25 protein-coding genes and 1 pseudogene are annotated in these 26,510 nt (G+C 71.2%); 20 read left to right on the top strand and 6 right to left on the bottom strand.

The genetic code is table 11. The annotated features are described in order from the left end of the window. Positions 1–59: 59 nt before the first annotated feature. From prmC to EJG53_RS12750, 15 genes are all read left to right on the top strand, one after another. Positions 60–899, top strand: a complete 840-nt coding sequence (gene prmC, locus EJG53_RS12820; protein ID WP_030017734.1) for a peptide chain release factor N(5)-glutamine methyltransferase — start codon at positions 60–62, stop codon at positions 897–899. Positions 900–952: 53 nt separating this feature from the next. Continuing rightward, positions 953–1,600: an L-threonylcarbamoyladenylate synthase gene (locus tag EJG53_RS12815; protein WP_125044953.1), complete on the top strand. Its 648-nt coding sequence runs from the start codon at positions 953–955 to the stop codon at positions 1,598–1,600. Then, on the top strand, positions 1,597–2,259 hold the full coding sequence (locus EJG53_RS12810) for an arsenate reductase/protein-tyrosine-phosphatase family protein (RefSeq protein ID WP_174856401.1): 663 nt from the start codon (positions 1,597–1,599) through the stop codon (positions 2,257–2,259). The genes EJG53_RS12815 and EJG53_RS12810 overlap by 4 nt, the downstream gene beginning before the upstream one ends. A gap of 246 nt (positions 2,260–2,505) precedes the next feature. Then, positions 2,506–3,843, top strand: coding sequence for a serine hydroxymethyltransferase (locus tag EJG53_RS12805; RefSeq protein WP_125044952.1), 1,338 nt, complete (start codon positions 2,506–2,508; stop codon positions 3,841–3,843). Positions 3,844–3,942: 99 nt separating this feature from the next. Then, complete coding sequence (locus EJG53_RS12800; RefSeq protein WP_125044951.1) at positions 3,943–5,307, top strand: MraY family glycosyltransferase; 1,365 nt, start codon at positions 3,943–3,945, stop codon at positions 5,305–5,307. A gap of 290 nt (positions 5,308–5,597) precedes the next feature. Continuing rightward, positions 5,598–6,035 (top strand): hypothetical protein, encoded by a 438-nt coding sequence (locus EJG53_RS12795; RefSeq protein ID WP_125044950.1) that lies wholly within the window; start codon positions 5,598–5,600, stop codon positions 6,033–6,035. 279 nt (positions 6,036–6,314) lie between these two features. Beyond that, positions 6,315–7,112: a F0F1 ATP synthase subunit A gene (gene atpB / locus EJG53_RS12790; RefSeq protein ID WP_053696258.1), complete on the top strand. Its 798-nt coding sequence runs from the start codon at positions 6,315–6,317 to the stop codon at positions 7,110–7,112. Between the two features lie 80 nt (positions 7,113–7,192). After that, the gene (gene atpE / locus EJG53_RS12785) at positions 7,193–7,432 is read left to right on the top strand and encodes an ATP synthase F0 subunit C (protein WP_003981314.1); all 240 of its coding nucleotides are present in this window, start codon (positions 7,193–7,195) and stop codon (positions 7,430–7,432) included. 62 nt (positions 7,433–7,494) lie between these two features. After that, on the top strand, positions 7,495–8,043 hold the full coding sequence (locus EJG53_RS12780; RefSeq protein ID WP_241268437.1) for a F0F1 ATP synthase subunit B: 549 nt from the start codon (positions 7,495–7,497) through the stop codon (positions 8,041–8,043). After that, the gene (locus EJG53_RS12775) at positions 8,040–8,855 is read left to right on the top strand and encodes a F0F1 ATP synthase subunit delta (protein WP_125044948.1); all 816 of its coding nucleotides are present in this window, start codon (positions 8,040–8,042) and stop codon (positions 8,853–8,855) included. Before EJG53_RS12780 ends, EJG53_RS12775 begins: the two co-directional genes overlap by 4 nt. Positions 8,856–9,005: 150 nt before the next feature. Beyond that, positions 9,006–10,598, top strand: coding sequence for a F0F1 ATP synthase subunit alpha (gene atpA / locus EJG53_RS12770; RefSeq protein ID WP_030649803.1), 1,593 nt, complete (start codon positions 9,006–9,008; stop codon positions 10,596–10,598). Positions 10,599–10,618: 20 nt separating this feature from the next. Continuing rightward, positions 10,619–11,539, top strand: a complete 921-nt coding sequence (locus EJG53_RS12765; protein ID WP_125044947.1) for a F0F1 ATP synthase subunit gamma — start codon at positions 10,619–10,621, stop codon at positions 11,537–11,539. Between the two features lie 5 nt (positions 11,540–11,544). After that, positions 11,545–12,987 carry a F0F1 ATP synthase subunit beta gene (gene atpD / locus EJG53_RS12760; protein ID WP_125044946.1) on the top strand — a complete coding sequence of 481 codons (1,443 nt, stop codon included), beginning with the start codon at positions 11,545–11,547 and terminating at the stop codon, positions 12,985–12,987. 107 nt (positions 12,988–13,094) lie between these two features. Beyond that, on the top strand, positions 13,095–13,478 hold the full coding sequence (locus tag EJG53_RS12755) for a F0F1 ATP synthase subunit epsilon (RefSeq protein ID WP_003981308.1): 384 nt from the start codon (positions 13,095–13,097) through the stop codon (positions 13,476–13,478). Between the two features lie 149 nt (positions 13,479–13,627). Then, the gene (locus EJG53_RS12750) at positions 13,628–14,077 is read left to right on the top strand and encodes a DUF2550 domain-containing protein (protein ID WP_031008108.1); all 450 of its coding nucleotides are present in this window, start codon (positions 13,628–13,630) and stop codon (positions 14,075–14,077) included. 90 nt (positions 14,078–14,167) lie between these two features. Here the strand turns inward: EJG53_RS12750 and EJG53_RS12745 are convergent, their stop codons facing one another. The 3 genes and pseudogenes from EJG53_RS12745 to EJG53_RS12735 all read right to left on the bottom strand — a co-directional run bounded on the left by EJG53_RS12745 (position 14,168) and on the right by EJG53_RS12735 (position 18,402). Beyond that, entirely contained in the window at positions 14,168–16,297 is a 2,130-nt protein-coding gene (locus EJG53_RS12745) for a glycoside hydrolase family 18 chitinase (RefSeq protein ID WP_125044945.1), read from the bottom strand. A gap of 178 nt (positions 16,298–16,475) precedes the next feature. Then, positions 16,476–17,171: a response regulator gene (locus EJG53_RS12740; RefSeq protein ID WP_125044944.1), complete on the bottom strand. Its 696-nt coding sequence runs from the start codon at positions 17,169–17,171 to the stop codon at positions 16,476–16,478. Continuing rightward, positions 17,168–18,402, bottom strand: a pseudogene (locus EJG53_RS12735) (sensor histidine kinase). The gene EJG53_RS12740 and the pseudogene EJG53_RS12735 overlap by 4 nt, the downstream one beginning before the upstream one ends. Positions 18,403–18,565: 163 nt before the next feature. Between EJG53_RS12735 and EJG53_RS12730 the strand changes: the two are divergent. Further along, positions 18,566–19,180 (top strand): hypothetical protein, encoded by a 615-nt coding sequence (locus EJG53_RS12730; RefSeq protein WP_125044943.1) that lies wholly within the window; start codon positions 18,566–18,568, stop codon positions 19,178–19,180. A gap of 6 nt (positions 19,181–19,186) precedes the next feature. Here EJG53_RS12730 and EJG53_RS12725 read toward each other — a convergent pair whose 3' ends face one another. The 3 genes from EJG53_RS12725 to EJG53_RS12715 are packed head-to-tail and all read right to left on the bottom strand — an operon-like array spanning position 19,187 to position 21,334. Then, positions 19,187–19,759 carry a cob(I)yrinic acid a,c-diamide adenosyltransferase gene (locus EJG53_RS12725; protein ID WP_125044942.1) on the bottom strand — a complete coding sequence of 191 codons (573 nt, stop codon included), beginning with the start codon at positions 19,757–19,759 and terminating at the stop codon, positions 19,187–19,189. 10 nt (positions 19,760–19,769) lie between these two features. Continuing rightward, entirely contained in the window at positions 19,770–20,525 is a 756-nt protein-coding gene (locus tag EJG53_RS12720; RefSeq protein ID WP_125044941.1) for an ABC transporter permease, read from the bottom strand. A 26-nt stretch (positions 20,526–20,551) separates the two neighbouring features. Then, on the bottom strand, positions 20,552–21,334 hold the full coding sequence (locus EJG53_RS12715) for an ABC transporter ATP-binding protein (RefSeq protein WP_125044940.1): 783 nt from the start codon (positions 21,332–21,334) through the stop codon (positions 20,552–20,554). 82 nt (positions 21,335–21,416) lie between these two features. Between EJG53_RS12715 and EJG53_RS12710 the strand changes: the two genes are divergently transcribed. The 4 genes from EJG53_RS12710 to EJG53_RS42405 all read left to right on the top strand — a co-directional run bounded on the left by EJG53_RS12710 (position 21,417) and on the right by EJG53_RS42405 (position 26,415). After that, a complete protein-coding gene (locus tag EJG53_RS12710; protein ID WP_125044939.1) occupies positions 21,417–22,058 on the top strand; it encodes a TetR/AcrR family transcriptional regulator in 642 nt (213 codons plus the stop codon). Between the two features lie 126 nt (positions 22,059–22,184). Beyond that, positions 22,185–23,033, top strand: a complete 849-nt coding sequence (locus EJG53_RS12705; protein ID WP_031008088.1) for a 3-hydroxyacyl-CoA dehydrogenase family protein — start codon at positions 22,185–22,187, stop codon at positions 23,031–23,033. A 265-nt stretch (positions 23,034–23,298) separates the two neighbouring features. After that, the gene (locus EJG53_RS12700; RefSeq protein ID WP_031008086.1) at positions 23,299–23,622 is read left to right on the top strand and encodes an STAS domain-containing protein; all 324 of its coding nucleotides are present in this window, start codon (positions 23,299–23,301) and stop codon (positions 23,620–23,622) included. A 273-nt stretch (positions 23,623–23,895) separates the two neighbouring features. Beyond that, complete coding sequence (locus EJG53_RS42405) at positions 23,896–26,415, top strand: ATP-binding protein (protein ID WP_125044938.1); 2,520 nt, start codon at positions 23,896–23,898, stop codon at positions 26,413–26,415. The last annotated feature ends 95 nt before the right edge of the window (positions 26,416–26,510 follow it).

Raw genomic sequence — 26,510 nt, 5'->3', positions numbered from 1 at the left:
CGTCGCCTTCCGGGGGTCACGACCCCCAGCGGCCCCGCCGCGGGCCCAACCCCCGCACCGTGCTGCTCGCCGAGGTGGCCCAGGCCACTCAGCGGCTGGCCGACGCCGGCGTACCCTCACCGCGCTTCGACGCCGAGGAACTCGCCGCACACGTCCACGGCGTCAAGCGCGGTGAACTGCACCGGGTCCCCGACGCGGACTTCGACGCCCGCTACTGGGAGGCCGTCGCCCGCCGCGAGGCCCGCGAGCCGCTCCAGCACATCACCGGCCGGGCCTTCTTCCGCTACCTGGAACTGCACGTCGGCCCCGGCGTCTTCGTCCCCCGCCCGGAGACCGAGTCGGTCGTCGGCTGGGCGATAGACGCGGTACGGGCCATGGACGTCGTCGAACCGCTCATCGTGGACCTGTGCACGGGCTCCGGAGCCATCGCCCTCGCCCTGGCGCAGGAGGTGCCCCGCTCCCGGGTGCACGCCGTCGAGCTGTCCGACGAGGCCATGCAGTGGGCCCGCAAGAACGTCGAGGGGTCCCGCGTCGTTCTCCAGCAGGGCGACGCGCTGACCGCGCTCCCCGAGCTGGACGGCCAGGTGGACCTGGTCATCTCCAACCCGCCGTACATCCCGCTGACCGAGTGGGAGTACGTCGCACCCGAGGCACGCGACCACGACCCCGAGCTCGCGCTGTTCTCGGGCCAGGACGGCCTGGACACCATCCGCGGCATCGAACGGACCGCGCACCGCCTGCTGCGGCCCGGCGGCGTCGTGGTCATCGAGCACGCCGACACCCAGGGCGGCCAGGTTCCGTGGATCTTCACCGAGGAGCGGGGCTGGGCCGACGCGGCCGACCACCCCGACCTGAACAACCGGCCCCGCTTCGCCACCGCGCGCAGGGCGACGCCATGACGAGCCCGGCCCCCACGAGTCATCTGTACGTTCCGCACGAGGAGGTCCGTTAAATGGCACGGCGATACGACTGCAGCGACGCGACCGACCGCGCGACCGGTCTGCGCGAGGCCGCATCGGCCGTCCGTCGCGGCGAGCTGGTCGTGCTGCCGACCGACACCGTCTACGGCATCGGCGCGGACGCGTTCAGTGCCGAGGCCGTCGGTGACCTGCTGGAGGCCAAGGGGCGCGGGCGCGGCATGCCGTCCCCGGTGCTCGTCGGCTCCCCGAACACCCTCCACGGGCTCGTCACGGACTTCTCCGAGCAGGCCTGGGAGCTGGTCGACGCCTTCTGGCCCGGCGCGCTGACCCTGGTCGCGACCCACCAGCCGTCGCTGACCTGGGACCTCGGCGAGACCCGCGGCACGGTCGCGGTCCGTATGCCGCTGCACCCGGTCGCCATCGAGCTGCTGACCGAGTTCGGCCCGATGGCCGTCTCCAGCGCCAACCTCACCGGGCACCCGTCGCCGCAGGACTGCGACGCGGCCCAGGAGATGCTCGGCGACTCCGTCTCCGTCTACCTGGACGGCGGCCCGACCCCCGCCGCCGTGCCGTCCTCGATCGTGGACGTGACCGGGCCGACGCCGCTGCTGCTGCGCGAGGGCGCGCTCAGCGCGGAGGAGCTGCGCAAGGTGGCTCCCGGGCTTGAGGTGGCGAATTGATTGCGCCCCTCGGGCGTGGCATAGCGGGACCCGGAGAGGACAGCTCCCGCACGTTCCGCATTCTCCACGTCAGCACCGGCAACGTCTGCCGCTCGCCCATCACCGAGCGGCTGCACCGGCACGCCCTCGACCTGCGGCTGGGCGCGGACCGCGGCGGCCTGGTCGTGGAGAGCGCCGGCACCTGGGGCCACGAAGGCGCGCCCATGGAGACCCACGCCGCCACGGTTCTGGCCGACTACGGCGCGGATCCGGCCGATTTCACCGGCCGCGAGCTGCTGGACGAGCACGTCATCCGGGCCGACCTCGTGCTGACCGCCACCCGCGACCACCGCGCCCAGGTCATCTCCATGGGCCACTCGGCGGGCCTGCGCACCTTCACGCTGAAGGAGTTCAACCGCCTCGTACGGGCCATAGACCCGGCCACGCTCCCCGAGCCCGACCCGGCGCTGCCCGGCGGCGGCCTGGTCGAACGCGCCCGCGCCCTGGTCGGCGCCGCGGCGGCACTGCGCGGCTGGCTGCTGGCGCCGAACCCGGAGGCCGACGAGGTCTACGACCCGTACGGCGCGCCCATCACGTTCTTCCGCTCCATCGGCGACGAGATCAACCAGGCCCTGGACCCCGTCGTGACGGCCCTGACGGGGGTTCCTGCGCGGGCTTGAGGGCCTGGGGGCCTCTGGGCGGTGCGGGCGGGGGACGGGGCTCCCAGGAGGCGCTGGGGGCCTGTGGCCGGGGTTGTGGCTTCGCTCCCGCTCGCTCCGGGTAAGCCCCCGGTGGGGGAACGTGTGCGGTCGCCCCGTAGGGCCGGCTGCCCGGCTCCAAACCCCCACCAGCTCCCTCCACCGCGCCCCCGCCCCGCCTCGCGCCTACATTGGACCCACGTCCCCGTCCGAGGTCCGGAGCGCGCCATGCCCGCCACCACCACGTCATCCCGGAGCGACATCACGGCTGCCCGCAGGGAGGCGGCCGGGGCAGGGGCGGGGCACGGCGGGTACGTGCCGCCCGCCTGGACGCCCGACTTCGCGGGGCTGCTGGAGCAGGACCCCGAGATCGCCGGGGTGCTGCTCGCCGAGGCGGCCCGGCAGGGGGACGGGCTGCAGCTCGTCGCCGCCGAGAACTTCGCCTCCCGGGCCGTGCTGGCCGCCCTGGGCTCCCCGCTCGCCAACAAGTACGCCGAGGGCTATCCGGGCGCCCGGCACCACGGCGGGTGCGAGGTCGTGGATCTCGCCGAGCGGCTCGCCGTGGAACGTGCCAAGGCCCTGTTCGGCGCCGAGCACGCCAACGTGCAGCCGCACTCCGGGTCCTCGGCCGTGCTGGCCGCGTACGCCGCCCTGCTGCGCCCGGGCGACACCGTCCTGGCCATGGCGCTGCCGCACGGCGGGCACCTGACGCACGGTTCCCCGGCCAATTTCTCCGGCCGCTGGTTCGACTTCGCCGGGTACGGCGTCGACCCGCACACCGGCCTGCTGGACTACGACGAGGTGCGCGCGCTGGCCCGCCGGCACCGGCCCAAGGCCATCGTCTGCGGTTCGATCTGCTATCCGCGGCATCTGGACTACGCCGCCTTCCGGGAGATCGCCGACGAGGTGGGCGCGTACCTCATCGCGGACGCCGCCCACCCCATCGGACTGGTCGCCGCGGGCCTGGCGCCCAGCCCGGTCCCGTACGCGGACGTGGTGTGCGCGACCACCCACAAGGTGCTCCGCGGCCCCCGGGGCGGCATGATCCTGTGCGGTGCCGAGCTGGCGGAGCGCATCGACCGGGCGGTCTTCCCGTTCACCCAGGGCGGTGCCCAGATGAACGCGGTCGCCGCCAAGGCCGTCGCCTTCGGCGAGGCCGCCACCGACGCCTTCGCCGCTTACGCGCGGCAGGTCGTCACCAACGCGCGGGCGCTGGCCGGCTCGCTGGCCGAGGAGGGCCTGCCGGTCACCACCGGCGGTACGGACACCCACCTCGTCACCGCCGACCCGGCGCCGCTGGGGGCGGACGCCCGTACCGCCAGGGGGCGTTGTGCGGCCGCGGGCATCGTGCTGGACACCTGCGCCCTGCCGTGCCCCGAAGACCCGTCAGGACGCCGTCCAGGGCTGCGGCTGGGTGCCGCCGCCCTGACCACCCAGGGCATGGGCGAGGACGAGGCGGTGCGGGTCGGCGCGCTGATCGCGGCGGCCGTACGGGAGGACCCGGGCGCCCGCGAGGCGACCGCGGCATTGGTCCGGCGCTTTCCCCCATATCCCCATCCTGGGTGAGCTCTGGAACCATGCGCGGGACGGGGTTGTCTTCCCTTACGTTCACGGATAGGGGGCGGACACGCATATGGTGTGTGGCTGTGATGGCCAGCGATACCAATGGGGCAGCCCGTGCGTGAATACCTGCTGACGCTGTGCGTCACGGCCGCGGTCACTTACCTGCTGACCGGGCCGGTACGGAAATTCGCCATCGCGGCCGGCGCGATGCCCGAGATCCGCGCGCGCGACGTGCACCGCGAACCCACCCCGCGCCTCGGCGGCATCGCCATGTTCGGCGGGCTGTGCGCGGGCCTGCTGGTCGCGGCCCATCTCACCAACCTCAAGTCCGTCTTCGAGCACTCCAACGAGCCGCGCGCGCTGCTGTCGGGCGCCGCGCTGATCTGGGTGCTGGGCGTGCTGGACGACAAGTGGGGCGTGGACGCGCTGGTCAAGCTCGGCGGGCAGATGATCGCCGCCGGTGTGATGGTCCTTCAGGGTCTGACGATCCTGTGGATCCCGGTGCCGGGCATCGGCACGGTCTCGCTGAGCCCGTGGCAGGGCACGCTCCTGACGGTGGCTCTGGTCGTCATCACCATCAACGCCGTCAACTTCGTCGACGGCCTGGACGGGCTCGCGTCCGGCATGGTGTGCATCGCCGCCGCGGCGTTCTTCATGTACGCGTACCGGATGTGGTTCGGGTACGGCATCGAGGCGGCCGCGCCCGCGACGCTGTTCTCGGTCGTCCTGATGGGCATGTGCCTGGGCTTCCTGCCGCACAACATGCACCCGGCGCGGATCTTCATGGGTGACTCGGGGTCGATGCTGATCGGGCTGGTCATGGCGGCCGGCGCGGTCTCGGTGACCGGCCAGGTCGACCCGGACCTGCTCAACCTGAAGGCGGGCAGCGTCCGCGAGGCCACCCACGCGATGGTGCCGGTCTACATCCCGCTGCTGCTGCCGCTGACGATCATCGCGGTGCCGGTCGCCGACCTGGTGCTGGCCATCGTGCGCCGTACGTGGAAGGGCCAGTCGCCGTTCGCCGCCGACCGCGGGCACCTGCACCACCGGCTGCTGGAGATCGGCCATTCGCACAGCCGCGCTGTCCTGATCATGTACTTCTGGTCCGCGTTGATCGCCTTCGGCGCCGTGGCGTACTCGGTCAACAACGCGAGCGTGTGGGTCGTGATGGGCATCGTGCTGCTGAGCGCGATCGGGCTCGTCCTCCTGCTGCTGCCGCGCTTCACGCCGCGGGCGCCGCGCTGGATGGAGTGGATGGTGCCGCCGCGGTACCGGCGCAGCGTGCAGGCGGCGGCCGTCGCCGCGGCCGCCGAGGAGAGCGCGGCGATCGACGAGGCCGGGGAACGGTCGGCGCAGGGGGCCCCGGAACGGGAGCGGCAGCCGGTGCCGGCGGGCGTCAACGGGGCCACCGCGATCGGTGACCGGTCGCGCTTCACCGACCGCCGCAAGGCCGGAAGTCATCGCTGAGACGCGTTTTCGCCCCTAAGAGCGACGTTCGAGAATTACCCCAAACGTGTCTCATAGCAGACAGAACGGCAGGGTGTCTCGCTCCAACGCGCGGATTACTGCTCACGTGTGACGGGCAGCACACCGAGCAGGTAAAGACCTCATCAAATAGTTTGTGATACCGTTCACGAAACCCGGCGGCAGAGCCGAAGGACCGAAGTGCGACGGTCTTTCGGCCTCAGGTTCTCCCTCAGGCCGGGTCTACGCTCGTCCTTGACGACACCACCCCCATTTTTTGCCGGAGCGCCGCCATGCAGTCCACTGACGCCCGCCTACTTGCCAATGTCTCCGTACCCTCGCTTGCCACCGGCGCCGTCGGCGTCGTGATCAGCGCTGTGGTCGCGGGCGGGCAGGGCGCGATCGGTGCTGCCATCGGAACGGTGCTGGTGCTGCTGCTGATGGGGTCGGGTCTGGTGGTCCTCCAGCAGACCGCCAAGCGCCTCCCGGATCTGTTCCAGATGATGGGACTGCTGCTGTACGCGGTGCAGATCCTGGCGGTCGCGGTCTTCATGATCGCCTTCAAGGACACCACGCTCTTCAACGTCAGGGCGTTCGCCTTCACCCTGCTCGCGACCGTCCTGGTGTGGATCGCCTTCCAGGCCCGCAGCTATATGAAGGCAAAGGTTCTCTACGTGAATCCCGAATCCGCCGACGCGAAGAAGGCGGAAACCACGGGGTCGCGGACGTGAGGCGTAGGGCCGGAATAAAAGCCCACGCGAGAGCCTGCTATCGTCCGGTGCCAACTGCGGCGCAGTCGGCGCAGGCGGCTGAGCCTCCAGGTTCCGAGTCAGGGAACCGGTTGCATGTCCGGCCGATGCCTGTGAACCGATCCGGCCCCGCGCCGATCAGCCGCCCCCCAATCCGTAAGACCAGTCCAGTGCCGCACCGTGGCTCAATGCCGCGCCGACACAACGAGGTTGCCGTACCCATGCGCCACGCTGAAGGAGCTCGCGGTGAGTGCTGAAACGATGCTCGCCCTCGACACGGAGTGCCACCTCTTCATCCCGGGGTGTGGCTTCGAGGCCCCGGGCCTTCATTCGTTCGTCTTCGAGCCCCTTTTCACCATCGGTGGCTACGAGTTCAACAAGCCGATGCTGCTGGCCCTGGTCAGCACGGTGATCATCGTGGCGTTCTTCTGGGCCGCCTTCGGCCGCGCCAAGGTGGTGCCCGGCAAGCTGCAGATGATCGGTGAGGCGGGTTACGACTTCGTGCGCCGCGGGCTCGTCTACGACGCGCTCGGCAAGAAGGAGGGCGAGAAGTTCGTCCCCTTCATGGTCGCGCTGTTCTTCTTCGTGTGGATCATGAACCTCTGGTCGATCATCCCGGTCGCCCAGTTCCCGGTGACATCGGTCATCGCGTTCCCCATGGGTCTGGCCCTGGTGGTCTACATCACCTGGCTCGTGCTGACGTTCAAGAGGCAGGGCTTCGTCGGCGGTCTGAAGAACCTCACCGGCTACGACAAGTCGCTCGGCTGGGTCCTCCCGCTGATCATGTTCCTGGAACTGCTGCAGCACCTGATCATCCGGCCCTTCACGCACGCGGTCCGGCTGTTCGCGAACATGTTCGCGGGCCACATGCTCATCCTGATGTTCACCGTCGCGAGCTGGTACCTGCTGAACGGCATCGGCATCGCCTACGCGGGCGTCTCGTTCCTCATGACCATCGTGATGACGGCCTTCGAGCTCTTCATCCAGGCCATCCAGGCGTACATCTTCGTGCTCCTGGCCTGCAACTACATCCAGGGCGCGCTCGCCGAGCACCACTGAGCCCCCAGGTACCCCAGCAGTCCCACCAGACGTCCGGTGGCCAACCCCCACCGGTCCATGAAAGAGAAGGAAGACACGGCATGTCCGCGACTCTCGAACTCGCCGCCGGCCTCAAGGGCAACGTCGCTTCGATCGGCTACGGCCTCGCCGCCATCGGCCCCGGCGTCGGCGTCGGCATCATCTTCGGTAACGGCACCCAGGCCCTGGCCCGTCAGCCCGAGGCGGCCGGCCTGATCCGCACCAACCAGATCATGGGCTTCGCCTTCTGCGAGGCGCTCGCCCTCATCGGCATCGTCATGGGCTACGCGTACCCGTCCTAATCACGGAACGCACCGACGACGCCACTTAGACGGAAGGCATTGATGTGAGCGCCCTGGTGAACATGGCGGCGGAGGTTCCTGAGAACCCCCTCGTCCCGCCGATTCCAGAGCTGGTCATCGGCCTGGTCGCTTTCTTCATCGTCTTCGGCTTCCTCGCGAAGAAGCTCCTCCCGAACATCAACAAGGTTCTGGACGAGCGCCGCGAGAAGATCGAAGGCGGTATCGAGAAGGCGGAGGCCCTACAGGCCGAAGCCCAGCAGGTCCTGGAGGACTACCGGTCCCAGCTCGCCGACGCGCGCCACGAGGCCGCCCGGCTGCGCCAGGAGGCGCAGGAGCAGGGAGCGACGCTGATCGCCGAGATGCGTGCCGAGGGCCAGCGGCAGCGCGAGGAGATCATCGCGGCCGGCCACGCGCAGATCGAGGCGGACCGCAAGCAGGCCGCGCAGTCGCTGCGCCAGGACGTGGGCAAGCTCGCCACGGAGCTGGCGGGCAAGCTGGTCGGTGAGTCCCTGGAGGACCACGCCCGCCAGAGCCGGACCATCGACCGCTTCCTCGACGAGCTTGAGGCCAAGGCGGCGTCGGACTCGACGAAGGCAGAGGCCGGCCGATGAATGGAGCGAGCCGCGAGGCACTCGCCTCCGCACGCGAGCAGCTCGACGCGCTGACGGACAACACGACCGTCGACGCCGCGAAGCTCGCCGAGGAGCTGGCTGCCGTCACCGCTCTGCTCGACCGCGAGGTGTCGCTGCGTCGGGTCCTCACCGACCCGGCGCAGGCCGGCGAGGCCAAGGCCGAGCTGGCCGGGCGCCTGTTCGGCGGCCAGGTCGGCGGCGAGACCGTCGACCTGCTCTCCGGCATGGTCCGCTCCCGCTGGTCGCGCTCGCGCGACCTGGCGGACGCGACCGAGGAGCTGGCGTACTCCGCCGACCTCGTCGCGGCACAGCGGGCGGGCGCCCTCGACGACGTCGAGGACGAGCTGTTCCGGTTCGACCGGATCGTCGCCTCGTCGCACGAACTGCGCGCGGCACTGACCGACCGCACCACGCAGGGCCCGGCCAAGGCCGAGCTGCTGCGCTCGCTGCTGGGCGGCCGGGCCAACCCGGTCACCGAGCGCATCGTGGTCCGGCTTGTCGCACAGCCGCGGGGCCGTAGCCTGGAAGCAGGGCTGAACGCCCTGTCCAAGCTGGCCGCGGCGCGCCGGGACCGCATGGTCGCGGTGGTCACCTCCGCGGTGCCGCTCAGCGACACCCAGCGGCAGCGCCTCGGCGCGGCCCTGGCGGCGGTGTACGGACGGCAGGTCCACCTGAACCTCGACGTGGACCCCGAGGTCCTCGGCGGAGTCCAGGTCCGGATCGGCGACGAGGTCATCAACGGCAGCATCGCCGCACGTCTCGAAGAGGCGTCCCGGCGGATGGCCGGCTGACCCACCCACCAACTCAAGAAGTAGTACGGCGGCCCGAGTTGGGCCGTGGACGCAGTGACATCACGGGGGCAACCGCCCCTGCCTGCGGCGGGGGACACGCATGACCCCCGTAAACGACGACGGGCCCAACAAGGAGAGCAGGGAACCCAGATGGCGGAGCTCACGATCCGGCCGGAGGAGATCCGGGACGCGCTGGAGAACTTCGTCCAGGCGTACAAGCCGGACGCGGCCTCGCGCGAGGAGGTCGGGACGGTCAGCGAGGCCGGTGACGGCATCGCGAAGGTCGAGGGTCTTCCCTCGGCGATGGCGAACGAGCTGCTGAAGTTCGAGGACGGCACCCTCGGCCTCGCGCTGAACCTGGAAGAGCGCGAGATCGGTGCGGTCGTCCTCGGTGAGTTCAGCGGTATCGAGGAGGGCCAGCCGGTGCGCCGCACCGGTGAGGTGCTCTCGGTCGCCGTGGGCGAGGGCTACCTCGGCCGCGTCGTCGACCCGCTGGGCAACCCGGTCGACGGCCTCGGCGAGATCGAGTCCGAGGGCCGCCGCGCCCTGGAGCTCCAGGCTCCGGGCGTCATGGTCCGCAAGTCGGTCCACGAGCCGATGCAGACCGGCTACAAGGCCGTCGACTCGATGGTGCCGATCGGCCGTGGCCAGCGTCAGTTGATCATCGGCGACCGCCAGACGGGCAAGACCGCCCTGGCCGTCGACACGATCATCAACCAGCGCGACAACTGGCGCTCCGGCGACCCGAAGAAGCAGGTCCGCTGCATCTACGTCGCCATCGGCCAGAAGGGCTCCACCATCGCGTCCGTGCGCGGCGCGCTGGAGGAGGCCGGTGCCCTGGAGTACACGACCATCGTCGCCGCCCCGGCGTCCGACCCGGCGGGCTTCAAGTACCTGGCGCCCTACACCGGCTCGGCCATCGGCCAGCACTGGATGTACCAGGGCAAGCACGTCCTGATCATCTTCGACGACCTCTCGAAGCAGGCCGACGCCTACCGCGCCGTGTCCCTGCTGCTGCGCCGCCCGCCGGGCCGTGAGGCGTACCCGGGTGACGTCTTCTACCTGCACTCCCGCCTGCTGGAGCGCTGCGCGAAGCTCTCCGACGAGCTCGGCGCCGGCTCGATGACGGGTCTGCCGATCGTCGAGACCAAGGCGAACGACGTGTCGGCGTTCATCCCGACCAACGTCATCTCCATCACCGACGGCCAGTGCTTCCTGGAGTCCGACCTGTTCAACGCGGGCCAGCGCCCGGCGCTGAACGTCGGTATCTCCGTCTCCCGTGTGGGTGGCTCCGCCCAGCACAAGGCCATGCGCCAGGTCTCCGGCCGGCTCCGCGTGGACCTCGCCCAGTTCCGTGAGCTGGAGGCGTTCGCCGCCTTCGGTTCCGACCTGGACGCGGCCTCCAAGGCGCAGCTCGCCCGTGGTCAGCGCATGACCGAGCTGCTCAAGCAGGGCCAGTACCAGCCGATGCCCGTCGAGGAGCAGGTCGTCTCCATCTGGGCCGGTACCACCGGCAAGATGGACGACGTCCCGGTCCAGGACATCCGCCGCTTCGAGCGCGAGCTGCTGGATTGGATGGGCCGCGAGAAGAAGGAGCTGCTCACCAGCATCGCCGAGGGCGCCAAGATGTCCGACGACACCATTCAGGCGCTCGCCGACACCGTCGCCACCTTCAAGCAGCAGTTCGAGACCTCGGACGGCAAGCTTCTCGGTGAGGACGCTCCGGTCAGCACGAGCAAGTGACGACGGAAGGGACCTGATCCATGGGAGCCAAGCTCCGGGTCTACAAGCGTCGCATCCGCTCCGTCACCGCGACCAAGAAGATCACCAAGGCGATGGAGATGATCGCCGCCTCGCGCATCGTCAAGGCGCAGCGCCAGGTGGCGGCATCGACGCCGTACGCGAGTGAGCTCACCCGCGCGGTGACGGCGGTTGCCACCGGTTCGAACACCAAGCACGCCCTGACGACCGAGGCGGAGAACCCCACGCGGGCCGCGGTGCTGCTCATCACGAGCGACCGCGGTCTGGCCGGCGGCTACTCCTCCAACGCCATCAAGGCCGCCGAGCAGCTCACCGAGCGGCTCAAGGCCGAGGGCAAGGAGGTCGACACCTACATCGTCGGCCGCAAGGGTGTCTCGTACTACGGCTTCCGTGAGCGCAAGGTCACGGAGTCGTGGACCGGCTTCACCGACAGCCCGACGTACGCGGACGCCAAGGCCGTCGCCGGGCCGCTGATCGCCGCCGTCCAGCAGGACACGGCCGAGGGCGGCGTGGACGAGCTGCACATCGTCTACACCGAGTTCGTCTCGATGATGACGCAGACGCCGGTCGACGACCGGCTGCTGCCGCTCAGCCTCGAAAAGACGGCCGAGGAGGCGCAGGAGTCGTCCAAGGGCGAGATCCTGCCGCTGTTCGACTTCGAGCCGTCGGCGGAGGACGTCCTGGACGCCCTGCTGCCGCGGTACGTGGAGTCGCGTATCTACAACGCGCTGCTCCAGGCCGCCGCCTCCAAGCACGCCGCCACGCGGCGCGCGATGAAGTCGGCGACCGACAACGCGGAAGAACTCATCAAGTCGCTCTCGCGGCTTGCCAACGCGGCCCGCCAGGCCGAAATCACCCAGGAAATCAGCGAGATCGTCGGTGGCGCGAGCGCACTGGCCGACGCGACCGCGGGGAGTGACTGACAACTATGACCACCACTGTTGAGACGGCCACGGCGACGGGCCGCGTCGCGCGGGTCATCGGCCCGGTCGTCGACGTGGAGTTCCCCGTCGACGCGATGCCGGACATCTACAACGCGCTGCACGTCGAGGTCGCCGACCCGGCCGAAGAGGGCAAGCTCAAGACGCTGACCCTGGAGGTCGCGCAGCACCTGGGCGACGGCCTGGTCCGCGCCATCTCCATGCAGCCCACCGACGGTCTGGTCCGCCAGGCCACGGTGACCGACACCGGCGCGGGCATCACCGTGCCCGTCGGTGACGTCACCAAGGGCAAGGTGTTCAACACCCTCGGCGAGATCCTGAACGTGGACCCGGCCACGGTCGAGGTCAACGAGCGCTGGCCGATCCACCGCAAGGCCCCCAGCTTCGACCAGCTCGAGTCCAAGACCGAGATGTTCGAGACCGGCGTCAAGGTCATCGACCTGCTGACCCCGTACGTCAAGGGCGGCAAGATCGGTCTGTTCGGCGGCGCGGGCGTCGGCAAGACCGTCCTCATCCAGGAAATGATCTACCGCGTGGCCAACAACCACGACGGTGTGTCGGTGTTCGCTGGTGTCGGTGAGCGCACCCGTGAGGGCAACGACCTCATCGAGGAGATGACGGACTCCGGCGTCATCGACAAGACCGCGCTGGTCTTCGGCCAGATGGACGAGCCCCCGGGCACCCGTCTGCGCGTGGCGCTGGCCGGTCTGACGATGGCGGAGTACTTCCGTGACGTCCAGAAGCAGGACGTCCTCTTCTTCATCGACAACATCTTCCGGTACACCCAGGCGGGTTCCGAGGTGTCCACCCTGCTCGGCCGTATGCCGTCCGCGGTGGGTTACCAGCCGAACCTGGCGGACGAGATGGGTCTCCTCCAGGAGCGCATCACCTCGACCCGTGGTCACTCGATCACCTCGATGCAGGCGATCTACGTCCCCGCGGACGACCTGACCGACCCGGCGCCGGCCACCACCTTCGCCCACCTGGACGCCACGACCGTTCTGTCGCGTCCGATCTCGGAGAAGGGCATCTACCCGGCGGTGGACCCGCTGGACTCGACGTCCCGCATCCTGGACCCGCGCTACATCTCGCAGGACCACTACAGCTGTGCCTCGCGGGTCAAGACGATCCTGCAGAAGTACAAGGACCTGCAGGACATCATCGCGATCCTCGGTATCGACGAGCTGGGCGAGGAGGACAAGCTCACCGTCCACCGCGCCCGCCGCATCGAGCGCTTCCTGTCGCAGAACACCCACGTGGCGAAGCAGTTCACCGGTGTCGACGGCTCGGACGTGTCGCTGGACGAGTCCATCGCGGCGTTCAACGCGATCGCCGACGGTGAGTACGACCACTTCCCCGAGCAGGCGTTCTTCATGTGCGGTGGCCTCGAGGACCTGAAGGCGAACGCCAAGGAGCTGGGCGTCTCCTGAGGCCCGGCGCGTTCCGGGGGCGGCCCTGGCCGCCCCCGGTCCGTACGACCACTAGTATTTGACCCAACATCTGCCGCACCCGGCAGGTGGAGACCCGAGGAGCCATCGTGGCTGAGCTGCACGTCGAGTTGGTCGCCGCCGACCGTCAGGTCTGGTCGGGCGAGGCCAGCCTGGTCGTCGCGCGCACCTCGTCGGGCGACATCGGCGTCATGCCGGGGCACCAGCCGCTGCTCGGCGTGCTGGAATCCGGTCCGGTGACGATTCGTACGACCGGCGAGGACGGGGACGGCACCGTCGTCGCCGCCGTGCACGGCGGCTTCATCTCGTTCGCCGACAACAAGCTGTCTCTGCTCGCGGAGATCGCCGAGCTGTCCGACGAGATCGATGTCCAGCGCGCGGAGCGGGCCTTGGAGCGGGCGAAGTCGGAGGCCGACGCGGCCGCCGAGCGCCGCGCCGATGTCCGGCTGCGCGCGGTGGCGGGCGTGCACTGAAGCCCACCACCGACGAGTTCGTCCCTCAGCCGCGGGCTGCGCTGGAATCCTCCAGGGCGGTCCGCGGCTGAGGCAATGCAGGTGCGTTTTCCCCCTCGCGCCCGAACCGGCGCGCGGGTACCCCCATCGAGGCGAGGAGGTCGGTTCGGATGGTCCTCGCTCTGCTCGTGAGCGGCGCGGTCGTCGTACTGGTGCTGCTGGGGCTCTTCGTCTTCGGTCTACGGCGACGGCTCATCCAGCGCTCCGGCGGCACCTTCGACTGCAGCCTGCGCTGGAACGTGCCCGAGGAAGAGGCCGAGCCCAGCGGCAAAGGCTGGATCTACGGGGTCGCCCGCTACAACGGTGACCGGGTGGAGTGGTTCCGCGTCTTCTCCTACGCGCCCCGCCCCCGCCGCCAACTGGAACGCTTCGCCATCGAGGTGCTGGAGCGCCGCACCCCCCAGGGCGAGGAGGAGCTGGCCCTGCTCTCCGACTCCGTCGTGCTCGCCTGCCGCCATCGCGGTACGAGGCTGGAGCTGGCCATGAGCGAGGACGCCCTGACGGGTTTCCTGGCTTGGCTGGAGGCGGCGCCTCCGGGCCAGAGAGTGAACGTGGCATAGCGGGACCCGCCACCTGCGTCCGAACAGCCGTAAGGCCGGGAAGGCGGGGGCGACGCCGCCTTCCCGGCCGGTCCGGGGTGGTGAGCCGGGTTACTTCAGGCCGCTGTCGATGGCGGTCATCAGTTCGCCGTTCGCCGTGTCACCGCTGAACTCCCAGAAGAACGCGCCGCCCAGTCCCTGCTGCTTGGCGTAGTTCATCTTGCCGATGATGGTCGCGGGAGTGTCGTAGCTCCACCAGTTGCTGCCGCAGCGGGCGTAGGCGGTGCCGGCGACGGTTCCGGTGGACGGGCAGCTCGCCTTGAGGATCTTGTAGTCCTCGATGCCCGCCTCGTACTTGCCGGGGGCCGGTCCGGTGGCGGTGCCGCCGGGGGCGTCCTGGGTGACGCCCGTCCAGCCGCGTCCGTAGAAGCCGATGCCGATCAGCAGCTTCTTCGCGGGGACGCCCTTGGCCTTGAGCTTCTGCAGGGCCGCGTCGGTATTGAAGCCCTGCTTGGGGATGCCGGTGTACGACGTCAGGGGCGAGTGGGGGGCGGTGGGGCCGGTCTTGTCCCAGGCGCCGAAGAAGTCGTACGTCATGACGTTGTACCAGTCGGCGTACTGCGAACCACCACCGTAGTCGGCCGCGTCGATCTTGCCGCCGTCCGAGCCGTCGGCGGTGATCGCGGCGGTGACCAGTTGCTTGCCGAACTTGTCGCGGAACGCCTTCATCATGGTGCTGAAGGCCGCCGGGCCGCTGGTGTCGCAGGTCAGGCCGCAGGCGTTGGGGTACTCCCAGTCCAGGTCGATGCCGTCGAAGAGGCCGGCCCAGCGCGGGTCGTTGACCAGTTGGTAGCAGGAGTCGGCGAAGGCCGTCGGGTTCTTGACGGCGTCGGTGAAGCCGCCGGACCAGGTCCAGCCGCCGAAGGACCACAGGAGCTTGATGTTCGGGTACTTCGCCTTGAGCTTCTTGAGCTGGTTGAAGTTGCCGCGCAGCGGCTGGTCCCAGGTGTCGGCGACGCCGTCCACGCTCTGGTCGGCGGTGTACGCCTTGTCGGTGGCCGCGTAGGCGTCACCGATGGTGCACTTGCCGCCCTGGACGTTGCCGAACGCGTAGTTGATGTGCGTCAGCTTGCTCGCGGAGCCCGAGGTGACCAGGTTCTTCACGTGGTAGTTGCGGTCGTAGACGCCCCACTCGGTGAAGTAGCCCAGCTTGACCGCGTCGACGGGCTGCTGGCCGCCGCCGGTGGTGCGGACGGTGGTGGCGGCGCTGGCGGGGCCGGTCTGGTCGGCGGTGTCGCGGGCGACGACGGTGTACGTGTACTCGGTGCCCTTGGTCAGGCCGCTGTCGGTGTAGGCCAGCTTCTCGATGGTGGCGATCTTCGTGCCGTCGCGCAGGATGTCGTAGTTCTTGACGCCCTTGTCGTCGGTGGCCGCGGTCCAGCTCAGCCGTACGGAGGTGTCGGTGATGTCGCTCGCCACCGGCTTGCCGGGCGCGGACGGCGGATTGTCACCGGGCTGCCCGCCGCCGGTGGTGCGGACAGTGGTGGGCTCGCTGGCGGGGCCGGTCTGGTCGGCGGTGTCGCGGGCGACGACGGTGTACGTGTACGAGGTGTCCTTCGTCAGGCCGCTGTCGGTGTAGGCGAGCTTCTCGACGGTGGCGACCTTGGTGCCGTCGCGCAGGATGTCGTAGTTCTTGACGCCCTTGTCGTCGGTGGCGGCGGCCCAGGTCAGCCGTACGGAGGTGTCGGTGACGTCACCGGCCACCGGCTTTCCGGGGGCGGACGGCGGGGTGTCACCGGGCTGCGCCCCGTCGCAGGGGCCGCCGTTGAGCTTGCAGCCGCTCACGTCGCCGCCGCCGGAGCCGGTGCCGATGAAGCCGAAGCTGACCGAGGCACCGGGGGTGATGGTGCCGTTCCAGTTGACGTTTTTGGCGGTGTAGTGCCCGTTCGAGCCGCTGACCTGGGCGTCCCAGGCGGAGCCGACGGTGGTGCCGACGGGGAAGTCCCACTCGACGGTCCAGCCGTTGAGGGTGGTGGTGCCGGTGTTCTTCACCGTCCACTGCCCCTGGAAGCCGGTACCCCAGTCGGAGACCTTGGTGTACGTGGCGGTCGCCGACTCGGCGGCGTGCGCGGGGGTGGCGCCGAGGCCGATGAGCGCCGCCACGGGGAGGAGGAGTGCGGTGAGGGCCGCGAGGGCTCTTCGTCGGGCGTGGGTGGTGCGTGTCAGGGTTCCGGGTGTCACGGATGCTCCCAGGTAAGGGGGTGGAGGTGGGGGAACCTGCGCCGCCCGGTGAGCGCTGTGGGGCGCGCTCACCGCAAAGATGTGAAGGGAGCGTAAAAAGGTCCAGACCTGCGGTCAAGAGGTCTGGACCAAAGTGGTTGGCACTCTCCGCCGCGCCCACCCGGCGCGGCAGCGGCCCTTACCCCTCCCGGCCGTCGCTGACACCCAACTCCTGCGCCAAGACCGCCGCCTGCACCCGGCTGCGCAGCTCCAGCTTCCCCAGCAGGCGGCTGACGTGCGTCTTCACCGTGGCCTCCGCCATCGCCAGGTGCTCCGCGATGTCGGCGTTGGACAGGCCCCGGCCGAGGCAGCCCAGCACCTCGCGTTCGCGGCGGGTCAGCGCGTCCAGGACGGCCGGGTCCGGCGCCGAGGCACCGGCGGGCCGCCGTACCGTACGGGGATTGGCGAACTCCGCGATCAGCCGCCGGGTCACGGCCGGAGCGATCATGCCCTCCCCGGCGGCCACCGTGCGCACCGCGTCCAGCAGCGCCGCCGCCTCGCTGTCCTTGAGCAGGAAGCCGGCGGCGCCCGCCCGCAGCGCCCCGAAGACGTACTCGTCCAGGTCGAAGGTGGTCAGCACCAGGACGTCGGCCAGTCCCTCGTCGACGATGGCGCGAGTGGCCGAGACGCCGTCCAGCTTGGGCATCTGTATGTCCATCAGGACCAGGTCGGGCCGGAGTTCGCGGGCCAGCCGCACCGCCTCCTCGCCGTCCGCGGCCTCCCCGGCCACGTCGATGTCGGGGGCGGAGCGCAGGATCAGCGCCAGCCCGGCCCGTACGGCGGACTGGTCCTCGGCGATCAGCACCCGGACCGGGCGGCCGGTGGCAGCGGTCATCGTCTCTCTTCCTCCTCGCGGACGGGCAGTTCGGCCCGTACCCGCCATTCCTTGCCGTCGTCGTGTCCGCCGCCGCCCTCGGGCCCGGCCTCGAACCGCCCGCCGAGCAGCTCGATCCGCTCCCGCATGCCGACCAGTCCGGCGCCGGAACCGGGCGCGCGCGGGCCGGGCCGGTCGCCGAAGGGGCTGGTGACGCAGACGGTGAACGGGCCGCCGGGGCATGGGCGACACGGACCACGACGTCGCCGGGCGCGGCGTGCTTGAGGGCGTTGGTCAGGGACTCCTGCACGATGCGGTACGCGGCCAGCTCCACCGGGGCGGGGAGCCGCGCGCCGCCGCCGTCCGCCCGGGTGTCCTCCAGGGTGAACGCCAGGCCGCTGCTCGCCCCGTTGGCGCGGGCCTGCGCCAGGAGCGCTTCGAGCCCGTCCAGGGTGGGGGTGGCCTGCGCCTCCGCTGTGCCGCCGGGGTCCTTCGCGTCCCGCAGCAGGCCGATCAGCCGCCGCATCTCGGCGAGGCCCTGCACACTGTTCTCGCGGATGACGCCGAGCGCCTCGCGGCTGGCGCCGGGGTCGTCGAGGGACTGCGCGGCCGTGGCGTGGATGGCGATGGCGGACAGGTGGTTGGCGACCATGTCGTGCAGTTCGCGGGCCATCCGGGCGCGTTCGGCGACGATGGCCTGGGTACGGTCCATCTCGGCCAGCAGCGCGGTCTGTTCGGCCTCCAGGCGCGCGGCCCGGGCGGCGTTGCGGTGTTCGCGGATGATGATTCCGGTCCAGGCGGGACTGATGGTGATCACGCCGACGCCGAGACCGAGCAGCAGGGCCTGCGGGTCGTGCAGGATCGCCACCGGGACGATGGTGGCCACGACGGTGAGCAGGACGCTGATGACCGGCACCCGCCGGGCGGTGCCCGGGGGCCCGTACAGCACCGCGGCGTAGACGATGTCGGTGAACATCACGATCGTGGCGATCAGCCCGCCGCAGCACACGTCCAGTACGAGCGCGACGGTCGCCAGGCCCAGCGCGGTCCGCGGGGCGGTCCGGCGCAGCAGCTCGGTGCCGGAGATGACCACCAGCGGCACCAGACCGAGCCAGGGCGGCAGGCCCAGCAGCGGCGGGCTGCTGTGCAGCCCCAGCCCCCACAGCAGCAGACCGCCGAGCAGGCCGCAGACGGCGATGCACACGTCGTCGCGGTGCGGGCGCGCCAGGGAGGCGAAGGGTCTCGCGGTCACCCCTCCATCAAACACGGCGGTGCGGCCCGCCGCCTCCACGCCCCGGCCGAACCCGTGGCGCCGCGCGCTACATCGAAAGATGCAGCACCGGATCATCGCGGGCGACGAGGTGACGGCCGGATTCCGGGGCGAGCCTGGAAGGACAGGAAAGAAGGGGAGTCCCGTGATCGTCACACTGATCATCGTCTGCGAGGCCGGCTTCTGGGTGCTGCTGGCCGGTGGGCTGGCCCTGCGCTACCTGGTGAAGATGCCGCGTACCGGCGCCGCCGTCCTGCTGCTGGAACCGCTGCTGGAACTCGTCCTGCTGGTCGCCACGGCCGTCGACCTGAAGAACGGTGCCGAGGCCGACTGGAAGCACGGGCTCGCCGCCGTCTACATCGGCTTCTCGGCCGCGCTGGGGCACCGCACGATCAAGTGGGTGGACGTCCGCTTCGCCCACCGTTTCGCGGGCGGCCCGCCGCCCGTGCCGACGCCGAAGTACGGGCGGGAGCGCGCGGTCTTCGAGTGGCAGTCGGCGGGCCGCTGGATCCTCGCCGCGCTCATCGCGATGGGACTCCTGCAGCTCGCGGCCTGGTACGTGGGCGACCCCGCCCGGACCGCCTCGCTGCGCGACTGGCAGACCAAGATGCTCATCGTCATCGGCATCAACCTGGTCATCGCGGTGAGCTACACGCTGTGGCCGAAGAAGGCGCCGGAGGGGCACCTGCCCCCGGGCGGCGCGGACGAGCGCGAGCGCGGCCAGGCCGGCACGGCCCGGCGCCCGCCCTCGTCCTGGTGACGCCGCCTACCGCTCGCCGCCCGGCACCCACAGCACGTCGCCCTGCTCCTTGTTGGCCGTGCGGGCCAGGATGAACAGGAGGTCGGAGAGGCGGTTGAGGTAGGTGGCGGTGAGGTGGTTCATGGTGTCGCCGTGCATCTCCAGCGCCGCCCAGGTGGAGCGCTCGGCGCGGCGGACCACCGTGCACGCCTGGTGCAGCAGCGCGGCACCGGCCGTACCGCCGGGCAGGATGAAGCTGCGCAGCTTCTCCAGGCTCTCCAGGTAGTGGTCGCAGTCCGCCTCCAGCTTGTCGATGTAGGACTGCTCGACGCGCAGCGGCGGGAACTCGGGGTTCTCCACCACCGGCGTCGACAGGTCCGCGCCCACGTCGAAGAGGTCGTTCTGCACCCGGACGAGCACCGTGACGACGTCCTCCGGCAGCGAGCCGAGGGCGACGGCCACGCCGATCGCCGCGTTGGCCTCGTTGGCGTCCGCGTAGGCCGCGATCCGCGTGTCGGTCTTGGCGGTACGGCTCATGTCGCCGAGGGCGGTGGTGCCCTTGTCGCCGGTACGGGTGTAGATGCGCGTCAGATTGACCATACGGGCGAGCCTACGCCGCGGCCCTGCGGAAGGCGCGGGCGCAGACCGCCGCGGCCACCGCCGCGAGTCCGGCGGCGGTCAGCGCTCCGTACAGCACCGGCGTACCGGTGTAGTCGCCCACGTAGGCCGCGCGGACACCGTCCACGAGGTGGCGCAGCGGCATGAAGCGGGAGAGGACGTCCAGCCACCCGGGGGCCAGGGCCATCGGCAGCATCAGGCCGGAGAGCAGCATGGTGGGCATGGTGGCGGCGTTGACGACGGGGCCGAACTCCTGTGGTGAGGCGACCTTCAGGGCCAGCGCGTACGACAGCGAGGACAGGGCGACGGCCGTCGCGGCGACGAACGCGAAGCCGATGAGGATGCCGCCGAGCGGCGCCCGCAGCCCCATCACCAGCGCCACCAGTACCAGCAGCCCCGCCTGGAACGTGAGCAGCACGGTGTCCCGCAGCACCCGCCCCAGCAGCAGCGCGAGCCGGCTCACGGGCGTCACCCGCATCCGCTCCACCACCCCGTACTGCTTTTCGAGAATGATGGCGAAGCCGCAGAACGACGCCCCGAAGAGCGCGAGTTGCAGCAGCAGGCCGGGCACCAGGACCTGCCACGAACTGCCCTCGGAGGCCAGTGGCAGCTTCGTCAGCAGCGGTCCGAAGAAGAGCAGGTAGAGCAGCGGCATCAGGACGCCGAAGAGCATCTGCACCTTGGAGCGCAGGGTCTGCCGGGCGTAGCGCCCGAAGATCAGGGCGGTGTCGGACAGGACGGGCGACATACGGGACTCCGTAAGTGGTCGGGCGGTCAGACGGCTACGGGGGTGGTGTCCACCGGCGCGGGGCCACGCCCGGTGATGGCGAGGAAGGCGTCCTGGAGGGACGCGTCGGCCGAGCCGGCGTAGGCGGTCTTGAGCGCGCGCGGGGTGCCCTCGGCGGCCACCACGCCCTTGTCGACGACCACCAGGCGGTCGGCGAGCGCGTCCGCCTCGTCGAGGTAGTGGGTGGTCAGGACGACGGTGGTGCCGTAGTCCGTACGCAGCTTCCGCACCAGCTCCCACAGGCCGGCTCGGCTGCCGGGGTCGAGGCCGGTCGTCGGCTCGTCCAGGAAGAGCACCGCGGGCCGGTGCGGCAGCCCCATCGCGATGTCCAGCCGCCGCCGCTGCCCGCCGGACAGCGCCGCGCACGTGCGGTCCAGCAGCCCGTGGAGGCCGAGGTCGTGCGCCAGTTCCTCGGCGCGGGCGGCGGCCCGTGCCTTCGGCAGGCGGTACAGGCGCCCCTGGGTCACCAGTTCCTCCCGTACGGAGATGTGCGGGTCGACGCCGCCGGACTGGGCGACGTAGCCGGTGGCGCGCCGCACGCCCGCCGGGTCGCGGAGCAGGTCGCAGCCGGCGACGGTCGCGCTGCCGCCGGTGGGGGCGAGGAGCGTGGTGAGCATCCGCAGGGTGGTGGTCTTCCCGGCGCCGTTGGGGCCGAGCAGGCCGAGGATCTCGCCGTGTCCGACGGTGAGGTCGATGCCGCGTACGGCTTCGACGGGGCCGTGCCGGGTGGGGAAGGTCCGGGTCAGGCCGGACGCCGTGATGACTGCCATGCCGGACAGAAAAACAGAGCGACTGAAAAATTGCAATGCCCCCAAAAATTAAAGAACCCCAAGAAGGCGTACGATGCGGGGCATGGCAGAGGGACTCAGGGAGCGCAAGAAGCGGCAGACGCGCCAGCACATCTCGGACATGGCCACCGGCCTGTTCCTGGAGCGCGGCTTCGACGACGTGACCATCGCGGAGATCGCGGAGGTCTGCGAGGTCTCGGTCAACACCGTCTACAACTACTTCCCGGCCAAGGAAGACCTCTTCATGGACCGCGGCGCCGGGCTGGTGGACCGCCTCGCGCGCTACGTACGCGGCCGGGACGCGGGGGAGTCGGCGGCCGCCGCCGTCCTGCGCGAACTGCGCGAACAGGTCGAGGCCGTCTCACCCGCCGTCGGACTCGTCGAGGGCTACGACCGCTTCCTGCGCGTCATCGAGGGCGCCGCCACCCTCAAGGCCCGCCTCTGGCACCTCCAGCAGGAACAGCTCACCCGCCTGGAGGAGACCCTGCGCCAGGAGGCCGGCGCCGCGGCGGACGACTGGCTGCCGCTCCTGGTGGCCGGTCAGCTCAACTGGGTGCACGCCACGCTCACGGCGCACATCGCCCGCGCCATGATGGCCGGCCGCGCACCCGACGAGGTGTCACGCGAAGCGCTCGTCCTGCTCGACGACCTGGAGGGCGCGCTCGGCGGAAAGGTCCTCAACTATGCCGTGCGCGGCGGCCGGTGAGCCCGCGCGGTGTGATGTCCGTCATCTGAGACGTGACGCGCATCTCTAACCCTCCTATCGATCGCCGCCGGGCGCTAACGTCACTGCCGAGAGCCGTCAGGTGTACAGCGTGTTAGGGGACAGCAAGTGGCAAAGAAGCTCGCCGTCATCGGAGCCGGACTCATGGGGTCCGGTATCGCGCAGGTCTCGGCCCAGGCGGGCTGGGAGGTCGTCCTCCGCGATGTGACGGAAGGCGCGCTGGCCCGCGGCAAGGGCGGCATCGAGGCCTCGTACGAGAAGTTCGTGAGCAAGGGCAAGCTGGCCGCGGCCGACGCCGAGCAGGCGCTGGCCCGGATCACCACCACGACCGACCTGGACGCGGCGGCCGACGCGGACATCGTCGTCGAGGCGGTCTTCGAGCGGATCGACGTCAAGCGCGAGATCTTTACGAACCTGGACAAGCTGGTCAAGGACGAGGCGGTGCTCGCCTCCAACACCTCGGCCATCCCGATCACCAAGATCGCCGCGGCCACCGGGCGCCCCGAGCGAGTGGTGGGCACGCACTTCTTCTCGCCGGTGCCGATGATGCAGTTGTGCGAACTGGTGCGCGGCTACAAGACCAGCGACGAGACCCTCGCCACCGCCCGCGCGTTCGCCGAGTCCGTCGGCAAGACCTGCATCGTCGTCAACCGTGACGTGGCCGGCTTCGTGACCACCCGTCTGATCTCGGCGCTGGTCGTGGAGGCGGCGAAGCTGTACGAGTCCGGGGTCGCCAGCGCCGAGGACATCGACACCGCCTGCAAGCTGGGCTTCGGACACGCCATGGGGCCGCTGGCCACCGCCGACCTGACCGGCGTGGACATCCTGCTGCACGCCACCGACAACATCTACACCGAGTCGCAGGACGAGAAGTTCGCGCCGCCGGAGGTCATGCGGCGGATGGTCGATGCCGGCGATATCGGCCGCAAGAGCGGGCAAGGCTTCTACGAGCACTGATTCCGCGTCGGACGGGCCCGGACCCCGCACCGCGCTGTCGCGGCGTCAGGCGCCGCTCCGGGCACGGCCGGGAGCGCGGCGGCCGGGGCTCCGGCCGCCGGCGGCCCGCCCCGCGGCGGCCGGTGCGCCAGGCGCACGGGTCCGGTGCCGTCACCCTCCGGGGTGAATTCGGTATCGGTTCGCTTACAGGCGGCAACTTCGCCGCATGAGAGGCAGTCAGTTCTGTAGACGTAACGATCGAGCATTCATCACCCGGGGAGCGCATATGCACATCAGGGGCGACCACGCCGAGCTGGTCGTCGGGGGCCGCCTCGACGTCCGCAGCGCGGCGGACGCCCGAACCGTCCTGCACTCCGCCGTCGACTCGGGCCAGGGCGACCTCGTGCTGGATCTGACCGGACTCGACTCGTGGGACGCCACCGGACTCGGCGTGATCATGGGCGCGCACCGCCGCGCCGGGCGGGCCAACCGCCGGCTCGTGCTGCGCGGCGTACCGCCGCAGATGCAGCGGCTGCTGGTCGCCACCCGCCTGCACCGCATCCTCGCCATCGAGGGCGGCATCGCGGCCGAGACCCTGCCGCGGGTCTGACGGCGCGACGGCGCCGACGGCAAGATCAAAAAGCCGCATACCCGAAGGATTCTCACAACACTGTGACGTTCCGGGCAGGAGCGGACCCCGGCGCTTCGTAGATACTGGGCGAAGGTCTAAGGTTCGGTTTTCCGCCGTCCGGTTCGCCGCACGGCGGGCACCGGACCAGAAGCGGCGGCCGGGGAGCACCCCGGCCGGAGGCTGGGGGAGTGCGGACGGCCGGGACACGAACCGCCGGTCGGCACGCCAAGCGCATCTGGGGGGCATTTCACCATGGACCCGAACACCAACCGGGGACCTGAGGAGTACGGCGAGCAGGACGCCCCTGTCCCGACGCCCGCGGCCGGCGGCTCCGCGGCCGCCCCCGGCGGGCCCGCCCGCACCGTACAGCTCGTGTCGGGCCCCTACCTGCTCACCGTCAACCCGGTCGACGGCAGCGAGATCGAACCCTGCCCGCCCGGCGAACAGCCCGCCGTCCCCGGCAAGCACGGCCCCGAGGAGCGCGCCGAGCTGGCCCGCGCCGCCGCGCCGCCCGCCCTGCCGGTCTCCGCCGGCCGCCAAGGCGCGCTCCTGGAGCGCGCGGAGGAGACCGACCGGCTGGTGCGGCTGCTGTCCCGCGGCAGATCCGTACGCGTCACCGGGCCCTCCGGATCGGGCCGTACGCGCCTGCTGGACGCCGTCGCCACCGCCTGCGAGGGCCTGGCCCCCGACGGTGTCGTCCGGCTCTCCGGATACCGCCGCACCCCCACCGACGTGATGTACGAGCTGTTCGCGGCCGTCCACCGGGCCCCGCTGCACCGCCCCGACCGCGGCGAGCTGCTGCGCCTGCTCGGCGAGATCGGCGCCATCGTCGTCCTGGACGACCTGGAGTTCGGCGGCGCCGCGCTGGACGAGCTGCTGGGCGCCACCCCCGAGTGCGCCTTCCTGTTCGCCGCCACCCCCGACGTCGCCGCGCCCTCGCCCGGCTCCCACCTCGAAGAGGTCTCCCTCGGCGGCATCGGCCGCGACGCCTGCCGCGAGCTGCTGGCGGGCGTCGTCGGCCGGCCGCTCACCGACGACGAGGCCGCGTGGGCCGCCGACCTGTGGTTCGAGTCCGAAGGGCTGCCCCTGCGCTTCGTGCAGGCCGGTGCCCTGCTGCGGCAGCGGACCCGTGCCGGCCAGGACACCTTCGATGCGTACGGGGAGCACTCCGACGACGACGCCGCGGCCGGGGACGGCCAGGGCGGCACCGCCGGACCGCTGCCGACCGTCGCCGAGGCCGCCTCGCCCGCGCCGCTGATCGCCGCCGGCCTGAGCGAGGCGGCGCGCGAGACGCTGCGCTTCGCGGTCGCGCTGGGCGGCGAGCTGCCGCACCAGGCGCACCTGCCCGCGCTCGCCCAGGACACCCACGCGGACGCCGCCCTCGGCGCGCTGCTGGACTGCGGGCTGATCACCCCGGCCGGGGGCCACTACCGGCTCGCGGCGACGGTGGAGGACCAGTTGACGGCCGCCGGGTACGACGACGGCGCGGGCGAGCGGGCCCTGACCGCCGCCCAGCACTACGCCTGGTGGGCCGGGCACCCCTCGGTCACGCCCGAGCGGGCCGCCGCCGAGGCCGACGCGATCCTGGCCGCCATGAACGTCCTGACCGGCAGCCGGGAGAGCGGCCACCCCAGCGCCGCCGTCCTGCTGGCCCGTACGGCCGCCCCGGCCTTCGCCGCCGCCCTGCACTGGAACGCCTGGGAGCGCAGCCTGCGGCACGGCGCCGAGGCCGCCCGCATCGCCGGGGAGGTCGCCGAGGAGGCGTACTTCCACCACGAGCTGGGCGTCCTCGCCCTGTGCACCGGCAACCTGGACCGGGCGCGGGCCGAGCTGGAGGCGTCGATAGGACTGCGCGGCGTGCTCTCCGACCGGCGGGGCGCGGTCGCGGGACGGCGCGCGCTGGCCCTGGTCGCCGACCGCTCCGGCACGTTCACCCCGCCCGCCGGTACGGCCACACCGGCCGGCGAGGAGATCCCGGACGCGCGGACGGAGGAGTCGGCCTCGCCGCCCGGCGGGGTGCCCGCCGCCCTCGCCGCGGCCCCGGCCGTCGACGCGACCGCGCCCACCGTGGTCACCCACGCCGTCACCGGCGGCGGCAAGAACGCCGGCCAGGGCGGCACCAGGGCCGGCGGCCGCAAGGCCGTGGTGCTGAGCGCCCGGCGCAACCTGGTCGCCGCGGCCGCGGGCGCCCTGCTCGTCGCCGTCCTGGGCACCGTCGTCACCCTGGGCGCGGTCTCCGGGAACGACGACGGCGGCCCGGGCGGGAAGGTCAAGACCGAGCAGTCCGCAGAGCCCGGCAAGGACGGTGACGGCCTGCCAGCCGACCAGCCGGGCACCGGCGGCACCCGCACCGGCCAGGGCAGCCGGCCCGGCACCGGCGGCCATGGCTCGACGACGCCGGGCACCGGCGGACAGCCCACCGGCTCGCCCGCCCCGAGCACCGGCGCCACGGACCCGACCACCGGCCGGCCCACCGACGGCAGCACGGACCCGACCGATCCGACGACGCGCCCGACCGACCCGACCACCCGGCCCACCGACACGGGGACGGGCACCGGCAGGCCCACGGACAAGCCGACCGGCAAGCCGACGGACAAGCCCACCGACAAACCGACGGACAAGCCGACCGACAAGCCCACGGACAAGCCCACGGACAAGCCGACCAGCCAGGAACCGACCGGCACCACCGGCAACCCGGCGCCCAGCAGCGCCAACGGCAGCAGCTCGGCGGCCACCACCTCCGGTGGCACGGGCGGCGGCACGGACGTCTGAACACAGCACGACGGCCCGGTACGGAACCGTCCGCCTCAGGGGCGGGCGTTCCGTACCGGGCCGTCGTCGTCCGTACCGGCGGGGTCCGCGGGGCC

Origin of the sequence: Streptomyces chrestomyceticus JCM 4735 (genome assembly GCF_003865135.1) — a bacterium.
Taxonomy (GTDB): Bacteria; Actinomycetota; Actinomycetes; order Streptomycetales; family Streptomycetaceae; genus Streptomyces; species Streptomyces chrestomyceticus.
The sequence above is the reverse complement of the archived record's forward strand: the minus strand, read 5'-3'. Positions and strand labels throughout refer to the sequence as shown.

Coding starts and splice junctions, on each gene's coding strand:
- EJG53_RS12815 (WP_125044953.1), top strand. CDS start 953: ATGGCACGGCGATACGACTGCAGCGACGCGACCGACCGCGCGACCGGT.
- EJG53_RS12805 (WP_125044952.1), top strand. CDS start 2,506: ATGCCCGCCACCACCACGTCATCCCGGAGCGACATCACGGCTGCCCGC.
- EJG53_RS12800 (WP_125044951.1), top strand. CDS start 3,943: ATGGGGCAGCCCGTGCGTGAATACCTGCTGACGCTGTGCGTCACGGCC.
- EJG53_RS12795 (WP_125044950.1), top strand. CDS start 5,598: ATGCAGTCCACTGACGCCCGCCTACTTGCCAATGTCTCCGTACCCTCG.
- atpB (WP_053696258.1), top strand. CDS start 6,315: ATGCTCGCCCTCGACACGGAGTGCCACCTCTTCATCCCGGGGTGTGGC.
- atpE (WP_003981314.1), top strand. CDS start 7,193: ATGTCCGCGACTCTCGAACTCGCCGCCGGCCTCAAGGGCAACGTCGCT.
- EJG53_RS12780 (WP_241268437.1), top strand. CDS start 7,495: ATGGCGGCGGAGGTTCCTGAGAACCCCCTCGTCCCGCCGATTCCAGAG.
- EJG53_RS12775 (WP_125044948.1), top strand. CDS start 8,040: ATGAATGGAGCGAGCCGCGAGGCACTCGCCTCCGCACGCGAGCAGCTC.
- atpA (WP_030649803.1), top strand. CDS start 9,006: ATGGCGGAGCTCACGATCCGGCCGGAGGAGATCCGGGACGCGCTGGAG.
- EJG53_RS12765 (WP_125044947.1), top strand. CDS start 10,619: ATGGGAGCCAAGCTCCGGGTCTACAAGCGTCGCATCCGCTCCGTCACC.
- atpD (WP_125044946.1), top strand. CDS start 11,545: ATGACCACCACTGTTGAGACGGCCACGGCGACGGGCCGCGTCGCGCGG.
- EJG53_RS12750 (WP_031008108.1), top strand. CDS start 13,628: ATGGTCCTCGCTCTGCTCGTGAGCGGCGCGGTCGTCGTACTGGTGCTG.
- EJG53_RS12740 (WP_125044944.1), bottom strand. CDS start 17,171: ATGACCGCTGCCACCGGCCGCCCGGTCCGGGTGCTGATCGCCGAGGAC.
- EJG53_RS12725 (WP_125044942.1), bottom strand. CDS start 19,759: ATGGTCAATCTGACGCGCATCTACACCCGTACCGGCGACAAGGGCACC.
- EJG53_RS12720 (WP_125044941.1), bottom strand. CDS start 20,525: ATGTCGCCCGTCCTGTCCGACACCGCCCTGATCTTCGGGCGCTACGCC.
- EJG53_RS12715 (WP_125044940.1), bottom strand. CDS start 21,334: ATGGCAGTCATCACGGCGTCCGGCCTGACCCGGACCTTCCCCACCCGG.
- EJG53_RS12710 (WP_125044939.1), top strand. CDS start 21,417: ATGGCAGAGGGACTCAGGGAGCGCAAGAAGCGGCAGACGCGCCAGCAC.
- EJG53_RS12700 (WP_031008086.1), top strand. CDS start 23,299: ATGCACATCAGGGGCGACCACGCCGAGCTGGTCGTCGGGGGCCGCCTC.
- EJG53_RS42405 (WP_125044938.1), top strand. CDS start 23,896: ATGGACCCGAACACCAACCGGGGACCTGAGGAGTACGGCGAGCAGGAC.